This is a genomic window from Lactobacillus gallinarum (assembly GCF_002160635.1).
Lineage (GTDB): Bacteria > Bacillota > Bacilli > Lactobacillales > Lactobacillaceae > Lactobacillus > Lactobacillus gallinarum.
This window is the reverse complement of sequence record NZ_NFKZ01000001.1, coordinates 40289-61638: the sequence shown is the minus strand read 5'-3', so window position 1 is coordinate 61638 and position 21350 is coordinate 40289. Positions and strand designations below refer to the sequence as shown.

General features: G+C 37.5%; 32 protein-coding genes. All 32 read left to right on the top strand.

Annotated features, from left to right (window positions below):
• The first annotated feature begins 8 nt into the window (after positions 1–8).
• The 32 genes from B5E95_RS00415 (at position 9) to B5E95_RS00255 (ending at position 21348) form a co-directional block, all read left to right on the top strand.
• A complete protein-coding gene (locus B5E95_RS00415; protein WP_087235384.1) occupies positions 9–881 on the top strand; it encodes an ATP-binding protein in 873 nt (290 codons plus the stop codon).
• Positions 881–1072 (top strand): hypothetical protein, encoded by a 192-nt coding sequence (locus tag B5E95_RS00410; RefSeq protein ID WP_087235383.1) that lies wholly within the window; start codon positions 881–883, stop codon positions 1070–1072. Before B5E95_RS00415 ends, B5E95_RS00410 begins: the two co-directional genes overlap by 1 nt.
• Positions 1065–1346, top strand: a complete 282-nt coding sequence (locus B5E95_RS00405; protein ID WP_087175685.1) for a hypothetical protein — start codon at positions 1065–1067, stop codon at positions 1344–1346. Before B5E95_RS00410 ends, B5E95_RS00405 begins: the two co-directional genes overlap by 8 nt.
• Positions 1339–1713, top strand: a complete 375-nt coding sequence (locus B5E95_RS00400) for a hypothetical protein (RefSeq protein WP_087175686.1) — start codon at positions 1339–1341, stop codon at positions 1711–1713. Before B5E95_RS00405 ends, B5E95_RS00400 begins: the two co-directional genes overlap by 8 nt.
• Positions 1706–1903 (top strand): hypothetical protein, encoded by a 198-nt coding sequence (locus tag B5E95_RS00395; protein ID WP_087175687.1) that lies wholly within the window; start codon positions 1706–1708, stop codon positions 1901–1903. The genes B5E95_RS00400 and B5E95_RS00395 overlap by 8 nt, the downstream gene beginning before the upstream one ends.
• Positions 1893–2321, top strand: a complete 429-nt coding sequence (gene ssb, locus B5E95_RS00390; RefSeq protein WP_087235382.1) for a single-stranded DNA-binding protein — start codon at positions 1893–1895, stop codon at positions 2319–2321. The genes B5E95_RS00395 and ssb overlap by 11 nt, the downstream gene beginning before the upstream one ends.
• A 19-nt stretch (positions 2322–2340) precedes the next feature.
• Positions 2341–2679 carry a hypothetical protein gene (locus tag B5E95_RS00385; RefSeq protein WP_087235381.1) on the top strand — a complete coding sequence of 113 codons (339 nt, stop codon included), beginning with the start codon at positions 2341–2343 and terminating at the stop codon, positions 2677–2679.
• Positions 2660–2848 (top strand): hypothetical protein, encoded by a 189-nt coding sequence (locus tag B5E95_RS00380; RefSeq protein ID WP_087235380.1) that lies wholly within the window; start codon positions 2660–2662, stop codon positions 2846–2848. The genes B5E95_RS00385 and B5E95_RS00380 overlap by 20 nt, the downstream gene beginning before the upstream one ends.
• Positions 2849–2997: 149 nt before the next feature.
• Positions 2998–3375, top strand: coding sequence for a hypothetical protein (locus B5E95_RS00375; protein ID WP_087235379.1), 378 nt, complete (start codon positions 2998–3000; stop codon positions 3373–3375).
• A gap of 11 nt (positions 3376–3386) precedes the next feature.
• A complete protein-coding gene (locus B5E95_RS00370; RefSeq protein ID WP_087235378.1) occupies positions 3387–3590 on the top strand; it encodes a hypothetical protein in 204 nt (67 codons plus the stop codon).
• Positions 3591–3760: 170 nt separating this feature from the next.
• Positions 3761–4342: a nucleotide modification associated domain-containing protein gene (locus B5E95_RS00365; protein ID WP_087235377.1), complete on the top strand. Its 582-nt coding sequence runs from the start codon at positions 3761–3763 to the stop codon at positions 4340–4342.
• 134 nt (positions 4343–4476) lie between these two features.
• The gene (locus B5E95_RS00360) at positions 4477–4737 is read left to right on the top strand and encodes a hypothetical protein (RefSeq protein WP_087235376.1); all 261 of its coding nucleotides are present in this window, start codon (positions 4477–4479) and stop codon (positions 4735–4737) included.
• A gap of 18 nt (positions 4738–4755) precedes the next feature.
• Complete coding sequence (locus tag B5E95_RS00355; RefSeq protein WP_087235375.1) at positions 4756–5220, top strand: hypothetical protein; 465 nt, start codon at positions 4756–4758, stop codon at positions 5218–5220.
• Positions 5221–5231: 11 nt separating this feature from the next.
• Positions 5232–5741: an ArpU family phage packaging/lysis transcriptional regulator gene (locus B5E95_RS00350; RefSeq protein WP_087175697.1), complete on the top strand. Its 510-nt coding sequence runs from the start codon at positions 5232–5234 to the stop codon at positions 5739–5741.
• Between the two features lie 4 nt (positions 5742–5745).
• Positions 5746–6165 (top strand): RusA family crossover junction endodeoxyribonuclease, encoded by a 420-nt coding sequence (locus B5E95_RS00345; RefSeq protein ID WP_239442368.1) that lies wholly within the window; start codon positions 5746–5748, stop codon positions 6163–6165.
• 86 nt (positions 6166–6251) lie between these two features.
• Positions 6252–6413, top strand: a complete 162-nt coding sequence (locus B5E95_RS10615; RefSeq protein ID WP_162606858.1) for a hypothetical protein — start codon at positions 6252–6254, stop codon at positions 6411–6413.
• Between the two features lie 760 nt (positions 6414–7173).
• Positions 7174–7710, top strand: coding sequence for a terminase small subunit (locus B5E95_RS00335; protein ID WP_087235374.1), 537 nt, complete (start codon positions 7174–7176; stop codon positions 7708–7710).
• A complete protein-coding gene (locus tag B5E95_RS00330) occupies positions 7682–8917 on the top strand; it encodes a PBSX family phage terminase large subunit (protein ID WP_087235373.1) in 1236 nt (411 codons plus the stop codon). The genes B5E95_RS00335 and B5E95_RS00330 overlap by 29 nt, the downstream gene beginning before the upstream one ends.
• Positions 8908–10338 (top strand): phage portal protein, encoded by a 1431-nt coding sequence (locus B5E95_RS00325; protein WP_087235372.1) that lies wholly within the window; start codon positions 8908–8910, stop codon positions 10336–10338. The genes B5E95_RS00330 and B5E95_RS00325 overlap by 10 nt, the downstream gene beginning before the upstream one ends.
• An 11-nt stretch (positions 10339–10349) precedes the next feature.
• The gene (locus tag B5E95_RS00320) at positions 10350–11441 is read left to right on the top strand and encodes a minor capsid protein (protein ID WP_087235371.1); all 1092 of its coding nucleotides are present in this window, start codon (positions 10350–10352) and stop codon (positions 11439–11441) included.
• Positions 11438–11782 (top strand): hypothetical protein, encoded by a 345-nt coding sequence (locus B5E95_RS00315; RefSeq protein WP_087175703.1) that lies wholly within the window; start codon positions 11438–11440, stop codon positions 11780–11782. The genes B5E95_RS00320 and B5E95_RS00315 overlap by 4 nt, the downstream gene beginning before the upstream one ends.
• Before the next feature lie 300 nt (positions 11783–12082).
• A complete protein-coding gene (locus B5E95_RS00310) occupies positions 12083–12631 on the top strand; it encodes a phage scaffolding protein (RefSeq protein ID WP_087175705.1) in 549 nt (182 codons plus the stop codon).
• Entirely contained in the window at positions 12628–13773 is a 1146-nt protein-coding gene (locus B5E95_RS00305; RefSeq protein ID WP_087235370.1) for a capsid protein, read from the top strand. The genes B5E95_RS00310 and B5E95_RS00305 overlap by 4 nt, the downstream gene beginning before the upstream one ends.
• Before the next feature lie 21 nt (positions 13774–13794).
• A complete protein-coding gene (locus B5E95_RS10455) occupies positions 13795–14220 on the top strand; it encodes a head-tail connector protein (protein WP_143437549.1) in 426 nt (141 codons plus the stop codon).
• Between the two features lie 2 nt (positions 14221–14222).
• Positions 14223–14585 (top strand): hypothetical protein, encoded by a 363-nt coding sequence (locus tag B5E95_RS00295; RefSeq protein ID WP_087175707.1) that lies wholly within the window; start codon positions 14223–14225, stop codon positions 14583–14585.
• Between the two features lie 11 nt (positions 14586–14596).
• The gene (locus B5E95_RS00290) at positions 14597–15031 is read left to right on the top strand and encodes an HK97 gp10 family phage protein (RefSeq protein WP_087175708.1); all 435 of its coding nucleotides are present in this window, start codon (positions 14597–14599) and stop codon (positions 15029–15031) included.
• Complete coding sequence (locus B5E95_RS00285; RefSeq protein ID WP_087175709.1) at positions 15031–15504, top strand: phage tail terminator family protein; 474 nt, start codon at positions 15031–15033, stop codon at positions 15502–15504. The genes B5E95_RS00290 and B5E95_RS00285 overlap by 1 nt, the downstream gene beginning before the upstream one ends.
• A complete protein-coding gene (locus B5E95_RS00280; RefSeq protein WP_087175710.1) occupies positions 15443–15637 on the top strand; it encodes a hypothetical protein in 195 nt (64 codons plus the stop codon). Before B5E95_RS00285 ends, B5E95_RS00280 begins: the two co-directional genes overlap by 62 nt.
• Positions 15637–16977, top strand: coding sequence for a phage tail sheath C-terminal domain-containing protein (locus B5E95_RS00275; RefSeq protein ID WP_087175711.1), 1341 nt, complete (start codon positions 15637–15639; stop codon positions 16975–16977). The genes B5E95_RS00280 and B5E95_RS00275 overlap by 1 nt, the downstream gene beginning before the upstream one ends.
• A gap of 12 nt (positions 16978–16989) precedes the next feature.
• On the top strand, positions 16990–17472 hold the full coding sequence (locus B5E95_RS00270; protein ID WP_087235369.1) for a phage tail tube protein: 483 nt from the start codon (positions 16990–16992) through the stop codon (positions 17470–17472).
• Between the two features lie 23 nt (positions 17473–17495).
• Complete coding sequence (locus B5E95_RS00265; protein WP_087235368.1) at positions 17496–17909, top strand: phage tail assembly chaperone; 414 nt, start codon at positions 17496–17498, stop codon at positions 17907–17909.
• 253 nt (positions 17910–18162) lie between these two features.
• Positions 18163–21348 (top strand): tape measure protein, encoded by a 3186-nt coding sequence (locus tag B5E95_RS00255; RefSeq protein WP_162606857.1) that lies wholly within the window; start codon positions 18163–18165, stop codon positions 21346–21348.
• The last annotated feature ends 2 nt before the right edge of the window (positions 21349–21350 follow it).

The window sequence follows — 21350 nt, the reverse complement described above, 5'->3', positions numbered from 1 at the left end:
TGAGCTAAATGCAAGGATTATCAGATATTAGGATTAAAACCAAAAAAGTAGCGGATAAATGCCCTATTCACGGAATTAACCTGATTGTTGATTCCTATGGCAAAGGGGAGCCGTTTTGCCTGAAATGCACGCAAGAAAAAGTAAAAAAAGAGCAGCAGGACTTAGTATCCAGTTTTAAAACACGACAAGTTAAAGAAGTGCTTACTACTCGCAGTTTAGTTAGTGATCCAGAGGATTTTAAAAATACTTTTGCTAATTTTAAAGCTGAAAAAGGTAGCAAAGAAGCTCAAGTAGGCAATGGAACCTATTTAATCGCTAAAGAGTTTATCGATAATCCGAGCCATAAATATAAGGACTTTTGGATAAAAAAAGAAAATCGAGAACGTAAGCGCAAAAAAATGGAATTATTGCCGTTAGAACATGGTAAGCCATTGACAGCTCTACTATATGGAACTCCAGGAGAAGGTAAGTCTCATTTAGCTATGGCAATGCTTAACGAGATTAATAAAAAGAGCGATCAAAAATGTTTATTCATTGATATTAGTACTCTTTTTAGAAAAATTTACGAAAGTAAGCAGAATCCTAATAGCTGGTGGACAGAGTTTAACGCTCAAAAATTACTAACTGGTGTTGATGTTCTAGTCCTGGATGATCTAGGAAGCGAAAGCTCTATGACCAGCGTTACAACTAATGCTACGCAATTTAGGCAAGACATTTTAAAGCAGATTTTTGATAATCAGAAGCGTCTTATTGTAACTACGAATTTGACTTTGCAGCAGCTAAAAGAAGTTTATAACCCTAAAATCGTAAGCCGTTTACTGTCTGACTCAAATGGACGCAGAATCGATTTTTCAGGTATCAGTGATAAGAGAGGACTCTAATGACAAATAAAAGAACAGAAATAGAAATAGCGTTTGAATCTAGCGTGATGCAATATTTGAGCATTCTTAAATATGCCAAACATCACACTCCTTTAGGAGAAGACCCATACAAGGTAGCAGATCATGTTTTTACCTGCTTAATGAATCAAAGCAGTCAGGATCAAACCAAAGAGGAAGAAAACGATGACTAAAGAAGACAAGTTACAAAGAAAGTACTTAAATCGCATTTTTGCAAGTTGCATCATTGAGAAAAGCCATTTTCGCCGCTTGTATATCAGTGAACAAGTTAAAAATTTAGCAAAATTGCGTGGTGAGAGTGAAGAATATGTACTTTTAAGCATTAAGAACAGCCTAGAAGAGCAGATAGAAGCCGGTACTGTATTTAGTGCTAATTTGTCAAAAATTCTTACTATTAATGCTGATTTAACAGCAATGCTAGAAGTGCAGGAGGAAGTACATGCTTAGTAAAAAAGAAATTTTAAAAGCAAAGTTTGGTTTAAAAGAAAAAATGAATCAAGAAAAGAAGGAATTAGATGGCATAGGAGTTTATAAGCTCCTAAAGCAGAGCAACGATTTTGCTAAACGACATCTAGAAAGTGTTGAATCCTGGGAGTGGATAGGCAGCTCTAACGAGCCGTATTGGAATGCCGAACAACTAGATAAAGCCGTTCCTACTTACTGGTATATCGGGCGTAATCGAGCTATTGAGTGGAAAATCCTCGAAATTCAAATCAACGAAGAAAATAAATTGCGTTGGCGCATGTTTGGCTTAAATCATTTAGCAGGTGAAATGACATGGATGACAGACGAAAGAAGTGAAAGTGATGATTAAAGTTAAAACTTTTTATGCTTATTCAGATAATTTTGACAATTTAGTAAATGAATGGTTGGCAAAGCATTCCAATATAAAAATTATTAATCGCATTTTTACTAAAGATTGGACGCCCGCTGATACTTTAGGCAATCAAAAATTACAATTTTATCTTTTTATTGAATACAAGGAGCTAAGAAATGATAAATAGAACAGTATTAACCGGAAGATTAACACGTGACCCGGAGTTAAGAACCACAGGTAGCGGTATATCTGTAACTCAATTCGTATTAGCTGTTGACCGTCCACACTATAAAGGCAAAGAAAGTGGAGCCGATTTTATTTCATGTGTGGCATGGAGAAAGACGGCGGAACTAATTAGTACTTATTTTCATAGGGGTTCTCTAGTTGGTATTGATGGCCGTGTGCAAACACGAAGCTACGATGATAAAGCTGGTAATAGAGTTTACGTTACAGAAATCGTAGTAGAAAACGTTACCTTCTTAGAATCAAAAAAAGATGCTAATAGCAATACTGGTAACGCTGGGAACAATAGCACTGCTAAAAATGATCCGTTTGAGGGAAATAGCGGACCTGTTGAGATTACTGAAGACGATTTACCATTTTAGAAATTGAGAGGTATTTAAGATGACGATTGAAGAATTTGAAAAAGAACTTCAACACGGTGCAAGTGATTCAAAGGTTCATGTTGAGGAAGAAAAGAAAAATATGTTTCGCGTAAAAAGGCATGATTCCAATGGCCTAGTACTAGGGAACTCTTATGCCGGTACTGTTCGTGTATATATCGATGAACGATTGATATTTTCTCTTGTTCCACCTCGAAAAGACGGGATTAATTGCTGGTATGTAGATTTTGAGGGAGACATTACGGCAGTTACTGCAAATGGTCTTCACGTATATATCGGTATGCTAAAAGTTGCTAATAAGTTTATGAAGGAGCATGAAGATGAAGAAATCAAAAGATAAAAATGACGACGACATTAAACGAGCTTTGAAATATGCTCGGGAGTTAATGTCAATGGATTGGCGAGTAAGATCGGATTGCGCACTAGATGGTGAATTTTATGGATGGTATGGTTTAACGCCTGAAGAATTTATAAAGAAATATTCCAAGGAGTATGAGGATGAAAGTTAAATATATTGCTGAATCATATGGACATGATGAATTTGAAAAAGAAATCAATGACTTTATCAAAGACAAGTAAGTTTTGATATTTCAGATTGCGTTTTTACTATGAATCAAATGAAAAATACAGTACTAAATATTTTTGAGGAGGATAAATAATGGTTAGCTACAAAGAAATGGTTAGAAAGCAAGGAAAGCTTGAAAGCAAATATACTTTTGGCTGGACTATTGATAAAGATGGTAAACCTTTATCTCCTAAACGCTTTGAATTGCCAGAATATGTACAAGATCGTGTTGATTGGGTTATTAATCATATCTGGAATGAAAATGCTCTTGGAGAACCAATTCTAACTTTCTGGGGTGCTGCACAACTATTGTTAGATTTCGAGCATGAAAAAGAATTAAAAGAGCAATATGAGGAGCAATTCGACGACTGGAAGCCATTTGATGATAAATATAAGACTTACTTTAAAGACGCGTGGTTTGGCGATTATCGACAAATTAGAGTACTAGAAGCTATTATTTTCGTCCGGTAGGTAATAAAGCAATGAATTTACTAGAAAATTATATTTTACCTGGCTATCAAGTAAGAAAGATGTCACGTGAAGAAGTCCCTTTTGAATATGATGATGAAGGATTTGTCGAATTTAAAGGTAAAGTTGATTGCTACGGTAATGTACAACAAGTACATAAAATATTTTCTGCTGAAGAATGGACAGTTGTTAAGAAACGCGGTTATTACATGGGGTAAGAATGACATGGTTAAAAACAAGGTAATTTACGAATGAAAAAATGAAGAAGATTGTAGGCAATAAATAATTGGCGATAACGAAATAAGTCTAACAGCAAGGTTAGGGACATTAAATTTCTTAACCAAACTGGGCATAGAACAAAATGGAGAAAAGACAGCTATGAATATAGATGAATTTAAAGAAAAAGCTAGAGGAAATCAATCCCTTTTTAGCTGTAATTTCCAATGAGGGAAAGGTAAAACAAATTATTTATGATAGAGGATCCATAGTTCCGCGGCTACATTACTATGTGATTTTTGATATTGATGTTGGATGGCAATGCTGTACTCAAAAACTCTTAAGCGATCACGAACGAGAACAATTGCAGCACTTATTAGTAGAAAACGGGTTATTTCTTAATGAAGACGATCTATTCAATACCGTAAACACTACTGAAGGCGATGATGATATTACTACAGAAAAGTCAGACAATAATAAATTTATCGAATATACAAACTATTTAGCTGATACTCTCCAGGAAAAGAATTTAGCCTATGGCGATTCCTTTACCAAAACTATGGATAACTGGGGCTTAGAAGCACTAGGTATTAGATTAAGTGACAAGCTTAGCCGAATTGCATCCCTGGTTAAACAAGGAAAACTCAAAGAAAATGATGAAAGTTTAGAGGATACATTACTAGATTTAGCCGGATACGCTGTATTAGGAATCAAGTATTTAAAAGAACACAAAGATGAATTAAACGCTAAATAGTAATTATAGGAGTATGAGAGTGAGTTTTATTAGGGGATTACTGGAATTAATAATCGTTATTGGAACTATTAGTGTCGTGTACTGGGTTGGTTTACTAGCTAACGACGCAATTAATGAATTAAGAGGGAAAGGCCATGTTAGTAGATGGAGTACAAGTTACGCCCGACAACGTGCAGGATTGGAGCGCAAAAAGATTATCAGAGTTGAAAGCGGTCCTAGAGACGAATATAGAAAACAATGCCGGAAACTGCAACGAAGAATTGCTACTGACTCGAATTATCGAGATAGAAATAGATAGACAGAACAGAGTTAATAATATTAATTTATCCGCAGACGCGAAGAAGGAATGGTTAGTTAAGAGATTTACCAATAAGTACGGTATAACCATTGATTAGGTTTAAGGAGGTCTAGTTGTGGTCGAAGAAAAAGACAGGATAGTAGTTCTAAGAGAATTGCATTATTACGGTTTGGATGATGATGACATTACGTTCAAAAATTATGAGCAAGTTGATGACTTTTTAGGCTATAAACGTGGTTATATAGCTAAAAATGCCGGTAAAAATATTTTTAAAATTAAGAAAAGTAATAAATGGTATGCGGTGATTAGTGTTAATTGCCGTAAGCGAGTTACTCAAAGACAGTTAAAGTATTTTTACGACCATCATAAATGGGTAAACCGTGGGAGTAGAATCTTTCCACTTCAAGACAAGCCTGCACGCCTTAGTAAATCAGATCGTATAAGACGAGAACTTAAAAGCAATGAAGTAGCAAAAGCACTTAAAGCGATAGATGCTAAATTCGGTTCTATTGCAAAGGCTAAAGAAAATAGCCCTGAATTTAAGAAACTACGGAAGTTGCTAGATGTAGAAATAAGTTAGAAGGGTTTTGGATGAAAGTGGTAGCTTATAAGTTAAAAAATGTGGATTTAAATGTTAATGCAACAGTAAACAAGGTACGTAATTTCTTAAAAAATGACTTTGAAACTTATTTAAGCCGTGCAGGGATGCACAGATCAGATTTAGCCAATATTAGCTTATCCAGCCCTCAATTAAGTGTTACTGGTGGTGGAGGCAGTGCAGGAAACGGTGAAGAAACTAAAATAATGCAGCTCTTTGACTATGAGGCAAAGTGCGGAGCAGTTTATCGCACAATCGAAGATTGCTCTAATAATCCTAATCTTAATGACTACAACAGAGAAATACTCGAATATACCTACCTTTTACGACTAAGAGATAGTGATATTGCAGAAAGGATAGGTTTGTCAGAGTCCACAGTTCGTGCAAAGCGTCGCGAAGCTTTGTGTGATTTTGCTAACCGCATCATCAAATGGCAGGTTAAATTTGACACGAAAATACCAGAATTACGGGTATTTAGTAACAAAGAAGAAATTAGGAGTTAAAATTTTGGCAATTTTTAGTTTTGATATAGAGCCACTAGCGCAGGCACGTCCTAGAATTGCACCGCGTCCATATCCTCACATTTACGACCCTAACAACGTTAAAAAGTATAAAGAGGAATTACATAGCTTAGCAGTTCAGAAAATGAAAGAGAGTGGCTTGAAGCTATTCGATGGAGCCTTATTTATTAAAATATCGTTTTATCGTCCAATACAAAAAAGTGTTAGCAAAAAAGAACACGCTAGACGCTCAATAGGGCACGTATTACCCGTTAAAAAGCCTGATTTGGATAATTATATTAAATCAACTTTAGACGCTCTTAACGGGGCAATTTGGACGGATGACGCGATTATTGTAGATATGTTCACTCGAAAAAGATATAGTGAGCAGCCACGAATAGATGTGGAGGTATTAGAAATTGGATAAAAAGCCGATTAAATATGTGAAAGGTATTTGGCATTATGTAAATGAAGATGGCTCCTTAGAGTCAGTCTGGAAGGAGAATCCTGGAGATGAAAACACTAATCTTTTATAACGAAGATATGGATGCTATTAGAAAAGATATTTTTAACTTCTTAGAGCAAGGCGATTACAGAGAAGTTATTAGTGTAAAGCGAGTATCCAAAACAGTTGTGAACGTAGTATATGTACCAAAAATGCAGGAGCAATTATGATAGCTGTGGTTAAATTAGTACTCATTTTTCTGCTAATTTTTGTTTGGATAGCAGCTATTTGTACTACGTCTTTAAAAATTACAGATAGAGCCGATAAACACAACAAGTTAATTTTGATGCTGTTGGTATTTACGACTACATTCGTTGAGACAGTAGCATTTTGGATAATTTACCGATTGATTCTATTAGCTTAGTATTTAATTTTGTCGTCACTTTGCTAGCGTTTTGTAATCACTTTGTCGGCGTTTTGTCGTCAAAATGCTGGCGAAAAGTTAGCAAAATGCAATCACTTTGCCAGCGGTAAAACGGGTTATATTAGTATCGTGGAAAAATAAGAAGAGCAGCATTATTTTCCACATAACTGCTGGACCTCCTTTTGAAATTAAAATAATTATAAACAGCAAGCTTAGAAAACGTTTGCCATGCGTAAAAGGACACGGTTAAGACTGTGGTGTAGGTGCAAGTCCTATCTAAGCTGTAGAGAGGCTTTATGTTTTCCCTCTCTAATCCTTTCCACACTTTAATAAGTACAATGTGTTGTGTGTCAAGGTTCTAACTCTCGTACCTTTAAACGAGTGTTTATAGACCGTAGCTAGCCGGAGGTGGAGCTAGAACTGGATTCTTTTTTACTATTATTTGCCTGACAGTTGTTAAGTAATTAACTCGTAGGTTCAATTCCTACACGGTCTTTAGATCAAATTAAGAATGAGCGACCTAATAGGCCGCTTTTTATTTTGCGTTAGGTGGTGGTGAATGTGCTTTGAAACGGAAAATGACTCCTAAGCAATTAAAATTTGCTAGTGAATACATTAAAACAGGAAATGCTACTAAGTCAGCTATAGAGGCAGGGTATTCTAAAAATACGGCTGCTGAAATCGGTAAAGAAAACCTTAAAAAACCTTATATCAAAGCTTACATCAACGAAAAACTAAGCGAAATTGAATCTCATAAAATCATGGATGCAAAAGAAGCTCTTCAACTGTTAACCAGAATAGCGAGAGCTGAAGAAACTGAAATAGTTACGGTAGGCACTCCAGACGGCTTACAGCAAGCAGAGCAACCGCCTAGTATTAAAGATCGTTTAGTAGCAGTAAAAGAACTGTTACGGCGCTATTCAATTAGTGACATCGATAAGTTACAAATTAAAAAACTATCTGCAGAAATTAGGGTTATTGAAACTAAAGCTAATGTAGCAGAACGATTAGAGAATAGAGACAATGAACAATTAGATGAAATTTTAGATAAGTTAACGGATGAGGTGTTAAGCAATGGCTCTAAATCAACTTCTAACGAATAAACAACTAGAAGTACTTAGAAGTTACTTAACCGATGATTGGAAGTACTTAATCCTAACTGGTGCTGTACGTGCTGGTAAGACCGTTATAGATAACTATTTATTCTTACTAGAACTAAAGCGTATAGCTAAGTTAGCAGCTAAAAATCATGATCCGCATCCCCTTTACATTTTGGCTGGTTATAGTTCTAATTCTATTTACACAAACGTTATCGCAGAACTTGAGACACAATTCGGCATAGAACTTAGAACAGATAAGCATGGACATTATCATTATTACGGTATCGATATAGTTCCTGCTTATACCGGGTCTATTCGTGGTTTAGGAGCTATTCGTGGTGCGACTAGTTACGGAGCATACATCAACGAAGCTTCGTTAGCAGATCACGGGGTATTTCAAGAAATTATTCAACGTTGTTCTATTCCTTCAGCAAGGATTATTTGTGATACAAACCCGGATATCCCAACACACTGGCTCAAAACTGATTACATTGATAATCATGATCCAGCGGCACGGATTAAAAGCTTTAGCTTTACCATTGATGACAACACATTCCTTTCACAGGATTATGTTAATTCGCTTAAAGCAGCTACTCCTAAAGGTATGTATTACGACAGAGCGATACTAGGACAATGGGTAACCGGTGAAGGTGTTGTTTACGATGGTTTTAATGCTAAGACAATGCTAGTTAATTCAGAGGACATACCTGACGATCTTAATTACTATGTAGGCGTTGACTGGGGCTTCGAGCATAAAAACTCAATAGTCTTACTAGGTGATGATCCTGTAACAGATACAACTTATTTAATCCGCGAAATAACTAACAAACATAAGCTTATTAGCGAATTAGTAGCCATAGCACAGGACTTACAAGTGGAATACGGAACTAGAATCCCATTTTATTGTGATTCTGCGAGGCCGGACAATATTCGAGAATTTCAAGTTAACGGTATTAATGCGTTACTTGCTAATAAAAGAATATTGCCTGGCGTTGAATGTGTTACAGCTAGGATTAATCAAGACAAATTTAGAGTTAACAAAGCTGGCGTTAAGGACTTCCTAACAGAAGTTTATCAATATCATTGGAATGAGAAGACCGGTGAACCTGAAAAAGGAGATAACGGCGGCGATGACTACGATGTTATGGATGCGCTAAGATATGGAATTTATACTAAGCGAGCAAAAGGAGGGTTTGTACCTTGGAAATAGCAGCACTAAGAGAATTGCTTAAAAATACTCAAAGCGAGAGGGCACAGTTTACGTCAGATTATCAGCAGTCTTTGAGGTATTACACTAACAAAGACGATATAACTAATAGAAATAACGGTGAATCTAAACTTAAAGAAGATGGCAAAGATAACCCATTGCGAAAAGCTGATAATCGTATTTCTAATAATTTCTATCAATTGTTAGTAGATCAAGAAGCTGGCTATGTTGCTACTGTCCCTCCTTCTATTGATGTAGGTAATGATAGTGAGAACCAGAAAGTAAGCGACGTACTAGGCGATGAATACGGTTTGACTATTAACAAGCTTGTTGTAGATGGCGCTAATGCTGGTCGTGGATGCCTACATTATTGGATTGATGAAGATGGTAACTTCCGCTATGCGGTTGTTCCTCCAGAACAAGTAACACCGATTTATGATACATCCCTCACAGGTAGCTTAATTGGCGTGCTAAGAAGCTATAAGAAGCTAGATTCTGATACTGGTAAATACTTTATCGTGCATGAATATTGGAACGACAAAGAAGGGCAATTCTTTAGACAAGATACAGCAGATCAAAAAGTTATTACGCCTTATAACTGTATTCACTACACTGATATTACGGCTGGTTATGAAACGGGAACAGGCAATGTTACGCATCATAGCTTTGGACGTGTGCCATTTATCTTTTTTCCGAAAAATCGTTATGAAAGAAGCGATTTACTAAAATGTAAAGGCTTAATCGATGCTTACGATTCGGTTTACTCTGGCTTTCTTGACGATATCATGGATGTTCAACAAGTTATTTTAGTGTTAACCAACTATGGCGGTACTGATTTAAATACGTTCATGGATCAGTTGAAGAAGTACAAGGCTATTAAGTTTGAAAATGCTGGTGAAGGCGATAAATCAGGAGTAGATAAGTTAACTATCGATATTCCGGTAGAAGCTCGTAAGACATTGCTAGACCTTACTAGAGACAATATTTTTCTTGAAGGCCAAGGTGTTGATCCTGCTAACTTTCACAACTCTAATGCGAGTGGTGTAGCTATTAAGATGCTTTATTCACACTTAGAGTTAAAGGCTGCTAATACTGAAACTTACTACACTAATTCACTCAATGAATTAATTAGAGCGATTATGAATTATTTAGGTTTCAAGGATGCTAATAGTCGAAACATTACGCAGACTTGGACACGTACTCAAGTAGAAGATGATTACACTAAAGCCCAAACAGTCGCTCAAGTGGCTAACTTTAGTAGTAAAGAAGCTATTGCTAAAGCTAATCCGATTGTTACTGACTGGAATCAAGAATTAATAGATCAAAAGAAAGACATCCAGGAAAGCGATGGCTTTACAGCAGATCAAAAATTTAATAATGATGACTATCAAGATAAATCTGAAGATGACATAGACAAAGACTAGAGGTGTAAAACATGGACCGTAGGCATTATTGGAAGAAGCGTGTTCTTTATGCTAAACAAAAAGAAATGAATAATAGCGCTGACTTCGAAGATGCTATGCGGTACCGGTTAAAGAACTTACAGAACGAAATAATCAAAGAAGCAAGGAAATACATTACTAGATATGCTGAAACCAATAACGTCAGCATTGAAAAAGCAACTAAGATTCTTGCGAACATTGATAGTAGTAAGTTCGACATGACTCTAGAAGAGTTTAAAGCGAAGGCAAAAGCTGGCGGATACGAAAAAGAACTTGATAGTGCTTATTTTAAGACTCGAATAGCTCGATTAAAGCAGCTATATGCTCAATATGAGAAGCTGGCTAGTAAGTATGCTGATAAAGAAGAGGATCAATTAGGTCTCGAATTAGCTAAGCAATACAACGAAACTTATCTGTTACAGCATTACAACAGGTATCGAGTAGTTGGTAGCTACGGCATCAATTTAGCTCACTTTAATGAGCAACAAATTAAAGATATTGTTTATCAACCATGGCAAGGCGGTAATTTTAGTAAGCGTATCTGGAATAATTACACTAAAGTGTTACCCGAGGTACTTACTGATAGATTGCTAAGAGCAACCTTGATGGGCTACTCGCCTTATGAAATGGAAAAAGAGATGCGAGGAGCATTTCAAGGCGTAACTGATAAACAATTACACCGCTTAGTAGTTACCGAAATGGGACACGCCGCAGAGCAGGCTACGGATCAATTTTATAAAGATTCTAATATTGACAAGTATCAATACCTTGCAACGCTAGAAAGCCACACATGCGATACATGTCGAAGCCTAGACGGGAAGATATTTCCTGTTAAAAAAGCAGTAGCAGGTGAGAACTACCCTCTTATACATCCCTACTGCAGATGTACCACTATGCCATATATAGAGGATTTACCACCTTTACAAACGAGGTGGTACCGTAATCCTGTAACTGGCAAGGGCGGCTGGGTTGATAATATGACATTTAAGCAATGGCAAAAAGCTAACGGCGTAAAATCATTTAGCAAGAGCGAGTTTTTAGCAGCTAAAAAGCCACAAAAGAAATTGAATGGAGGACAGCGATGATTGATATTATTGCGGTGAATAAAGAGGATGACAGCGATATTTTAGTTATCGTTGATTACATCCCTTTTCACTTAAAATTAGAGCGTGTAGGGCCTATTCCTGGGCGTGGCGTTTGTTTTAAACAATTAAACGCTAATATTGATCGTACTAAGTACAACTATGGTCACTTTAGTAGTCGATACAGCGATAATGTATTACATATAATCAAAAATACTGTTAGGTATGATGTTCAACAGCAATTACAGTTCTATGTAAAGCAAGGCTTAACAGTGCAAGAGATTAATAATTTTTTGAAGAATTTATATTTAAAGGAACTAGTGAAAGATCGAATCATTCACTAGTTTTTGTTTGGAGAAAAATATGAAGGAATTAATTAATAAATTAGAACAAGAAAAGCTGAATATGTAATTAAGCAATCCAAAATAGAAGATCTTTTAGAAGAAGAACCTAATATATCTCAACGTCAAAAAGATTTATTAGAAGTTCAAATGTCTGCATTTTTTGTATTAATTAATATTCTTAATGCAAGAATTAATGATTTAAGAAAATAATTTAGTATTTTGACCCGAGCAAGTCGTAAAAAGGCTCTTTTGTCGTTCCTATGAGAGGTGAACTCGTACAAAACATGTTAGGAGAATCGTATGAAAAGAGAATCATTAAAAGAGCTAGGACTTAACGAAGAACAAATTAAAAAGATTATGGACATTAATGGTGCCGATATTGAAAAGGCTAAGGGCGATTCTGCCGAAGCCTCTAAAGAGAATGAATCATTAAGATCCCAAATTAAAGAACGAGATAAAGACTTAAAACATTTACGTAAGCAAGTTGAGGATAATAAAGACTTAACCGAGCAGTTGAACAGTTTGAAAGACAAGTACGATAAGGACACCGCGGACCTTAACACAAAGCTTTCGCATGTTCGCTTAAATAGTGCTATTGATCGCTCTTTAAGCAAGGATAAAGTTCGCAATATCAAAGCTATTAAAGGCTTGCTCGATATGGATTCTATTAAGTTGGATAAAGACGGTAACTTAACCGGATTACAAGACCAGGTAGAGGACATTAAGAAGAGCGATCCATATTTGTTCGATCAAGGTCAAAAAGAAGATTATAAGCCGGACAATGGAAAGCCAGCTAAAACTTCTGAAGCTCAAACAATGATCGATGTATTTAAAGGAGATATTAAATGATTAATTACGCCGAAGCTTACCAACAAGCGGTACAAGAAGGCTTCTACGATGGTCACTTATACAGTTCTGACTTGTGGATGTCACCATCTAATTCCATCGTAAGGTTCGATGGTGCAAAGCACATTAGAGTTCCTCGTTTATCAATCGATGGAGGACGTAGAGACAGAAAGCGTAGAACTATTTATGCTTTTGCTGATAATTACAGCAATGACTATGACGTTTATGAACTTACTAACGAACGTTACTGGAATACTCTGGTAGATCCTATTGATGTTGATGAAACCAATGCTGTTGTTTCAATTGCTAATATCACTAGAGAATTTAACTTAAATTCTAAGATGCCTGAAAAAGACCGTGAAATGTTTTCTAAGCTATATCAACGCAAGGAAGAACTTGACGGTGCTTCAAGTTCAGAAATTGTTACGCAAACTCTTGACGAAAGCAATATCTTAGAAGCATTTGATGACATGATGCAAGCAATGGATGAAGCTAGAGTAGGCATTAATGGCCGTATTCTCTATGTAAATCCAGAGACTAACGGTATTTTGAAACGTGCAGTAGCTATGAACCGTACTTTAGCTATCACTGATCCGCAAAATATCAAGAGAACAGTTCACAGCATTGATGAAGTTGAAAAGATTGTAGTAGTACCTAGTGACTTGTTCCAAACCAAATTCGATTTTACCATCGGCTCTAAGCTTGTTGATGATGCTAAGCAAATCGAAATGATGTTGATTTGTAACGGTGTTCAAATCGCACCAGAAAAGTATTCATTTGTTGGATTCGATCAACCAAGTGCAGCAAGTTCCGGAAATTGGCTTTACTTTGAACAAAGCTATGATGATGTTCTATTGCTTGCAACCAAGACACGTGGTATCGCATTCGTAGTTAGTGATGCTAGGGCTAAGGAAGATTTATCTAACTTGGATAATTATGCTCCTCATGTTGATGCTAAGGATGGTAAGCAAGTTAAGAGAGAAAAACCTGCAGCGGATGAAACCAAAACTCAAGATGCCTTACCAAAAAATACTAAGCCAACTAAAGCATCAACTGTTGAAGAAATTAAAGCTTACTTAGATGCAAACGATATTGATTACACCGGTAAGACTACGAAAGATGATTTGTTAGCTTTAGTTAAGTAATACTGAAAAGAGGTGAAAACCATGTTAGCAGGTGAGCATTATAAGGCTTTGTTCGATGATTTAGCCTTACTATTATCTTTTAAAGCTACAGAATCAACGACAGAAGCACCGGATGAAACAGAGCAAAAAGCCAGATATGACAGGATTTTAGATTTTACTTTGCGTAAAGTTCTAAAGGACGTATCTAACTACTGCAATATTCCGGTTGATGAATTGCCTGGTGAATTGGATGAAACAATAGTAGCTTTATCAGCGCAAGTTATTAATACTCACCAATGGCTAACACCGCTAGAGGATCAAAACAATAATGTAGCAAGCCTTAATGAAGGCGATACTAGTGTTAGTTTTAAAGATCCTAGCGAGGTTTACGCTACTCTGCAAAGCGTTAATACTCTCACTGATAACTACTTAGCAATTCTTAATAATTTTAGAAAGGTTAAGTGGTAGTTATGGCTATGTTTGATCCACTTAAAAAGGCTATTCCTAAGTTGTGGAAAGATCGAGTGACTATAACCGGTACTATTCCGGTAAAGCATGGTTCAATTACTAATAATGAGGATGTAGTAATAGCTGAAAATGAACCTGCTAAGGTGGTTTTAAAAGGTCAATCTGCCGGGCAACAAAGTTTCTACGGTACTGATACCTACGATGCAAAATTGTTGCTTAGAAATGAAATTAAAGTGCCTGCTGGAGCATTAATTGAAGTTACTGACCAAAATGGGAACGTAACTAAATATAAACGTGCTTCAAAAGGCTACACTGGTTTTTACTCTCACCAGGAATTAGCTATGGTTCGAGATGAAAAGGCTTAGAGGTGATAATTATGGCTTTAGGTGAAGTTGATGATGCAGATTTCCAAGCGTGGGCTGATAGGGTAAAAGGCAAAATAGATAGCGGTACTGTTAAGCGTGAAATAGGTAATAGTGCTAAACGAATTGGTGTACAAGCTTTAAGACAATTTAAAGCTAATACGCCGGTTGATACTGGTGGTTTACGTGGCGCATGGATTGTGGAAGGCCCTAACTATGATGGCGGCGGTTGGATTGTAGAATTGCAAAATAACAAGAACTATGCCTCATATGTTGAACAAGGACACCGTCAAACACCGGGACGGTATGTTCCGGCAATTGGTAAACGCTTGAAGGCAAGCTGGGTAGAAGGTCAATTCTTTATGAAGAAGAGTGAACAACAAATTAATGCACAGTTACCAGCATTAATTACGCCCGGTTTAAAAGCATTTGAGGATTTATTGAACTAATGACAGAACTAGAAAAAGACCCGGATATTTTGGCGTTAATAGCTGATAAGCTAGCCGAAATATTTCCGGATGTAACTATTTATAGTGAAAATCAGCGAGAAGGCTTCGATGTCCCTAGCTTCTATATCAATAGAGTTAGAACATTTATTGCTCCTCGCTTTTTTCATATTCAAGATAGAACGCTGACTTACCAGATTGTTTATTTTGCTAATCCTAAACGCCCTAATGCAGACTTAGACCGAGTTGAAGACCTACTTTCTGATAACTTTATACGTCTAGGTGACTATGCAACTGTAAGAAATCGTGAGTTTGATAAAAACACTAACGAAGAAACATTAACGATGTCATTTGATCTCTTGCTTAACATGTATGAGATCAAGCATATTCCAAAGCAAAAGGAGCTAGATATCAATGGAAGATCAAAAGGATACGGTGAAGACAACGAAGAGCGAAGCGGAACCCACTTACACTAAGCTGGGTTTGAAAAACGATAGCTCTTTTAGCATTGTTGACCGCGACATTATGAATATCGTCTTAGATGACGGCAAGGAATATACCCTCGCCGCAGCTAAACAAGCAATTAAAGAGTTTAAGGAGGGAATCTAATGGCTGGAGGTACATGGAAAGCGCAAAACAAGGTACGCCCTGGTGTTTATATCAACGTTAAAGGCGATGGTAAGCCAATTCTTACAACGTCTATCGGTCGTCTTTTAATGTTCCAGAATAAACCTTTAGGCTGGGGCGAAAATGGGGTTATTACTTTAGATAATAATTCCGACTTTGAAGCTAAAGTAGGACACAAGCTTAGTGATCCTATTATGGCTCCTATCAAAGAAGCCTTAAAAGGTGCAGAAACTGTATTGTTAGTTAACACAACTCAAAGTGGCGTTAAGGCGGCTGTTAAGAATAATAACTTACCAGTTAATATCGAAGCTAAGTATGAAGGTATTGTAGGTAACGATTTAAAAGTGTCTATCGAAGTGTCAGCAGACAGTAAAAAGACTACTGTTACAACTTTGTTAGGTACTAAGATCGTTGACCAACAAAAGAACCTTAGTAGCTTAGATGAATTGCAAAACAACTACTACATCAATTTCACTAAGGGAGCAGGTAAAGATCCTTTAACAGGTTCTAACACTTACCAACTTGAAGGCGGTGTTGATGGTACTAACAATGTTGTTGATGTAATGAATGAAGCACTCGAAAAGCAATATTATGCCGTAGCTACTACCGCAGGCTGGGGTGAAGAAAGTAACATTCATGAACTCTTTGTAGAACAGATTAAACGATTACGCGAAAATGTTGGAATTAAGGTTCGTGGCGTAGTGCCTAACTCTACTGATAAGGCATACAACTATGAAGGCGTATCAGGAGTAAAGAACGGTTACATCCTTAATACTGGGGATGCAATTGACGTTACTACGGCTACGGCTCGTTTTGCCGGTTTATCTGCTAGTGCTAGCGCCGCTGATTCATTGACTTATACAGACATTGATGATGCGATTGAAGCCAAGCCTCGCCTTAACAACGAAGAAACTATTAATGCGTTGCTCGCTGGTGAAATTGTATTTACTACTCGCAATGGTAACCGTGTAGTTATTGAACAAGATTTAGATAGTTTGACTAAGTTCAATGCTGATAAGCCTAAAGAATTTAGCAAAAACAAGATCATTAGAGTTCTTGACGAGATTGCAACTAATACACAGCAAGTATTTGAAACAAGTTTCTTAGGTCGTGTAGGCAATGATGATGCCGGACGTAACTTATTCAAGGCTAACCGTGTTGCATACTTACAAGACTTGCAAAATCGCTCTATTATTCAAAACTTTGCACCTGCTGACTTAGAAGTTTTACCAGGTGAAGATAGCGATGCCGTAGTAATGAACTTAAATGTCCAACCAGTTGACGCTATGGAAAAGTTATATGTAACTATCACGGTATCTTAAGGAGGATTTTAAATGAGTTTAGACAGATTTTTAAACGGTCGAGACACCATTTCTACCAAGGATGCGCGTATTACGCTTAACATTGAAGGCAAAATTATTACATTAATCGAGTGTAATCGCCTTACTGCTAAGCTTGAAAAGAACAAGGAAGACGTGCAGACACTGGGTACACACTGGAAGCATAAAAAGACTACTAGTGTTGAAGGTACTGGTACCCTAGGCGGTTACTTAATTAATTCAAATTGGCTTAAATACGGCATCCCTTACACTCAAGAAAAAGGTGATTTGTACTTTGGAGCTACTTGTACGGTTCATGATCCTACTTCACATGTTGGTACTGAAACCGTGCAATTTAGTGATGTTAACTTAGATGACATTCCAATTTTTGATTTTAAGGCTGACGACGGTGTTATGGACTGGGAAAGTGATTTTACTTTTGAAGGCGTAACTTTAGTGCAAGAATTTACTGGTATGCCTGAAACAATCGATTATTAATAGAACTATAGGAGGCTAAAATAATGGCTGAAGATATTAGTGCTTTTTTGAAGAAAAATGTAGAAGATGTAATTAAAGTTAAGGAAGTTAATATTAAGCGATTTAGTAAACCCTTTAAGATTAAATCTTTAACAGAAGACGAAGTAACAAACTTGCGTAAAATTGCTACGGTTAAGACAGTTAACCGCCGTACTGGTCAAACAACGACCAGCACTGATGACGATCGTTTCTCTAGCTTAATTGTTGCTAAATCAGTTGTTTATCCAGACTTGGATAACGCAGAATTACAGACAGACTACGGTACTCCAGGTGACCCTGAAAAGTTATTAGGTAAAATGCTAAGACCTGGCGAGTATAACAAATTAGCTGAAGCTGTTATGGAAGCTTCTGACTTGGGTGAATCTACTGACGATTTGGTTGAAAAAACAAAAAACTAATTAAAGACAGCGTTGAAGATTACGCTGTCTATAACTATGTATTATTTAAATTCCACTGGAAGCCGCACGAATGGGCGCAATTAACAAGGCGAGAAAAAGCTTTAGTTATTGCGTCTATTTCTTTGCGGATCGATGAAGAAAAAGAAGCTGCTAAAGAAGCAGAAAGAAAGGCAAAAAGGGCAAGATCTTAACAAGTTAAAACTCGTTAGAGCTTGCCTCTTTTTGTCTATTTTAAATAGAAGGGAGGTAAGAAATGGCTACAATTTCGGCTACGATTAGGATTAACGATGCTTTTAGTGGACCACTTAATAAACTTAAATCTGGCTTAGAATCAGCACAAAGCGGATTTAACAAGCTTAAGAACAAGTTAAGTGGAAATGGTGGTGTCTTTAACGATGGCACTAAAAGTGCTAACGGGCTTTTTAAGTCTATGCTAGGCGCTAATCTTGCTAGTTCCGCTATTAGTAAAAGCTTTGATGTGTTGAAGACCGGTGCGGTTGCAATGGCTGGTGAGTTGAATGAAGCGTCGATTGCATGGCAAACATTTGACGGCAATATGAAGCAACTTGGTAAAAGTCCTGCACAGATTCAAGCGGCTAAATCACAGATGCAAAAGTTTGCACAACAAACTATTTATAGTGCGTCTGATATGTCCAGTACTTACGCGCAATTGGCAGCGGTAGGTACTAAAAATACCGCCCAACTTGTTAAGGGGTTTGGTGGACTAGCCGCATCTGCTGATGACCCCAAACAAGCTATGAAAACTTTATCCGAACAAGCTACACAAATGGCGGCTAAGCCTAAAGTACAATGGCAAGACTTTAAACTAATGCTAGAGCAGGCACCAGGCGGTATTGCGGCAGTAGCTAAGTCAATGGGTACTAGTACTCGTGGACTTATCAAAGAAGTACAAGCTGGTACGGTGTCTACTGATAAATTCCTAGCAGCTATCGCTAAGACTGGTACAAACGCTAACTTTAGTAGGATGGCCACACAGTACAAGACTATTGGTCAAGCTATGGATGGTATGAAAGAAACTTTAGCCAACAAGTTACAGCCAGCTTTTGATAAAGTTTCTAAAGTTGGTATTGACTGGGTATCTCAATTAACAGACCGATTAGACGGCGTTAATTTTGATAAAATCGGAGATTCTATAGCTAATTCATTAGGAAAAATTGATCTAGGTAAGGCATTAGATGGTATTGGTAATGTTGTTAGTGGCATAATGCCTTTATTTAATAATCTAGGCAATGCAATCAATCAGGCTTTTACTGGATTTAGTAGTTCTGGCGCTTTAAGCAATATCGGAAATACTATTAAGAATATCGGTACTACAATTGGAGACTTGTTTAACAAACTTAAAAACTTAGGTGGCAATGATTTATTTAGTGGCATTGGTCAAACTGTTGGTAATGTCGTTAATGCAATTTTGCCAGTAATTGATACGCTTGTTTCTGCAGTGTCTAACGCTATGGTTTCGTTAGCTCCTATAATTGGCACAATCGGTAGTGCTTTAGCTAATGCTTTTATCATGGTAGCTCCAGTTGTTCAAAATGTTATCAGTCTTATATCTAGTATGGTATCAACGATAGCGCCGCTGATTTCTACTGTAGTAACGTCTATCGTTAGTTTAGTCGGACCTATTTTGAGTCAAATAACCTCCACGGTATCTGCGGCAATTCAAGGACTTCAAGCAGGATTGGCGCCACTAGCTAGCGCGTTTAGTCAATTGCAAAGCGCAGCGGCACCACTTGCTCCAATACTTTCCGCAGTTGGACAAGCTTTAGGGCAGTTGGGTGGCGCAACACTAGCCGGAGTAGCTTTAGGCATTGGCGTTATTGTTGATGCACTTACAAGTGTTGTATCAATAGCGGCTGGTGTAGTAAACGCTGTTAAGGCTATTGCTCAAGGTTTCCATGCTTTAGGAGATGCTTTGACTGGTAACTTTAGTGGAGCTAAGCGTGATATCGAAGATGCTAAAAATGCAATCGATGACATGAAGAGTTCATTCGGCAATATAGGTAATGCGATTGGTAATGGTGCCACAGCTAATATGATGAAGCAGTTTAGCCAAATTGGTTCTGCTGCTAAAAAGACAGCTAGTGAGGTTAATGGTACTAAGTTTGAGCCTCAAGTTGATACAGCTTCTGCTAATAAACAAATTCAAGAATTAGGTAAGTCTTCGAAAGTTAAAGTTGGAGCTGAAGTCGATATCGCTAATTTAAATAAGACGATTAACAATTTAGGAAACAAGAAAATTAATGCAAAGTTAGATACAGGCCAGGTAGCGGAGCAAGCTAAAAGCAAACCTTTAACTCAAAAAATTAGTTTGAAATATGAGACACCTAAAATGCCTAAACTTCAAACTATTAAAGCGCCAAAGGTGGGCACACCGAAGGTGCCAACTCCAAAGATGCCAAAAAATCTAAAACAGATTAAAGCTCCTAAAGTAGGCACACCGAAAGTACCAACACCAAAAACGCCAAAGAACTTAAAGCAAATTAAAGCGCCAAAGGTGGGTACACCAAAAGTTCCTACTCCTAAAATGCCAGGAACTCTAAAACAAATTCCTGCGCCAAAGGTAGGGATGCCACATGTGCCAACACCAAAAATGCCACATCTGGGTACAATACCAGCACCTAAAGTGGGTACCCCTCACGTACCTACACCGGCACTTCCACATTTAGGAACTATTCCAGCTCCTAAAGTAGGAATGCCACATGTCCCTGTACCGCCTTTGCCACATCTGGGTACAATACCAGCACCACACGTAGCCCGTCCAAGTATGGCAGGCGTGGTTAGTGCTGTAAGTGCCGGAATGGCTAGAGCGGCCGCAGCTGCTAGGGCTGGTGGTGCCGCCTTAAGTAGTGCAGTTCGAGGAGCTGTCAACCAAGCGGTAGCTGCTGGACGTGCCGGAGCAGGTGCAATGTATGGCGTTGGTGTACAAATCGGTGCCGGTCTTGCCAATGGTATTAGATCGCAGATTGGAGCGGTAGCCGCGGCTGCTAACGCCTTAATTGCACAAGCTGAAAGAGCAAGTAGAGCAGCCGCAAAGGTACACTCTCCATCACGTGTGTGGTTTGGTATTGGTGACTTTATCGGTCAGGGGTTAGCCTTAGGTATCAACTCAACAGCTGGAGAAGTAGCGCAAGCTAGTGCAGGCATTATTAACCAAGCTAGTGATATTACACCTACTATTAATGCTCCTAATGTAGGCTATAACTCTTCTATGGGCTATGGCGTTGGTGGCATAGGCCCTAATACTTATGGAACTACTAACAACTACCAACAAAGTACTAATGCACCTAGTCGAGTTGTAAACATTAATTCAGGAGCTATTACAGTTAATAGTACTGGTGACGCTAAGACTGACGTGGATGCTATTCTTACTGAATTAGAGCAAAGAATATTAAATGCTGGAGACAAATCACTATATTAGGA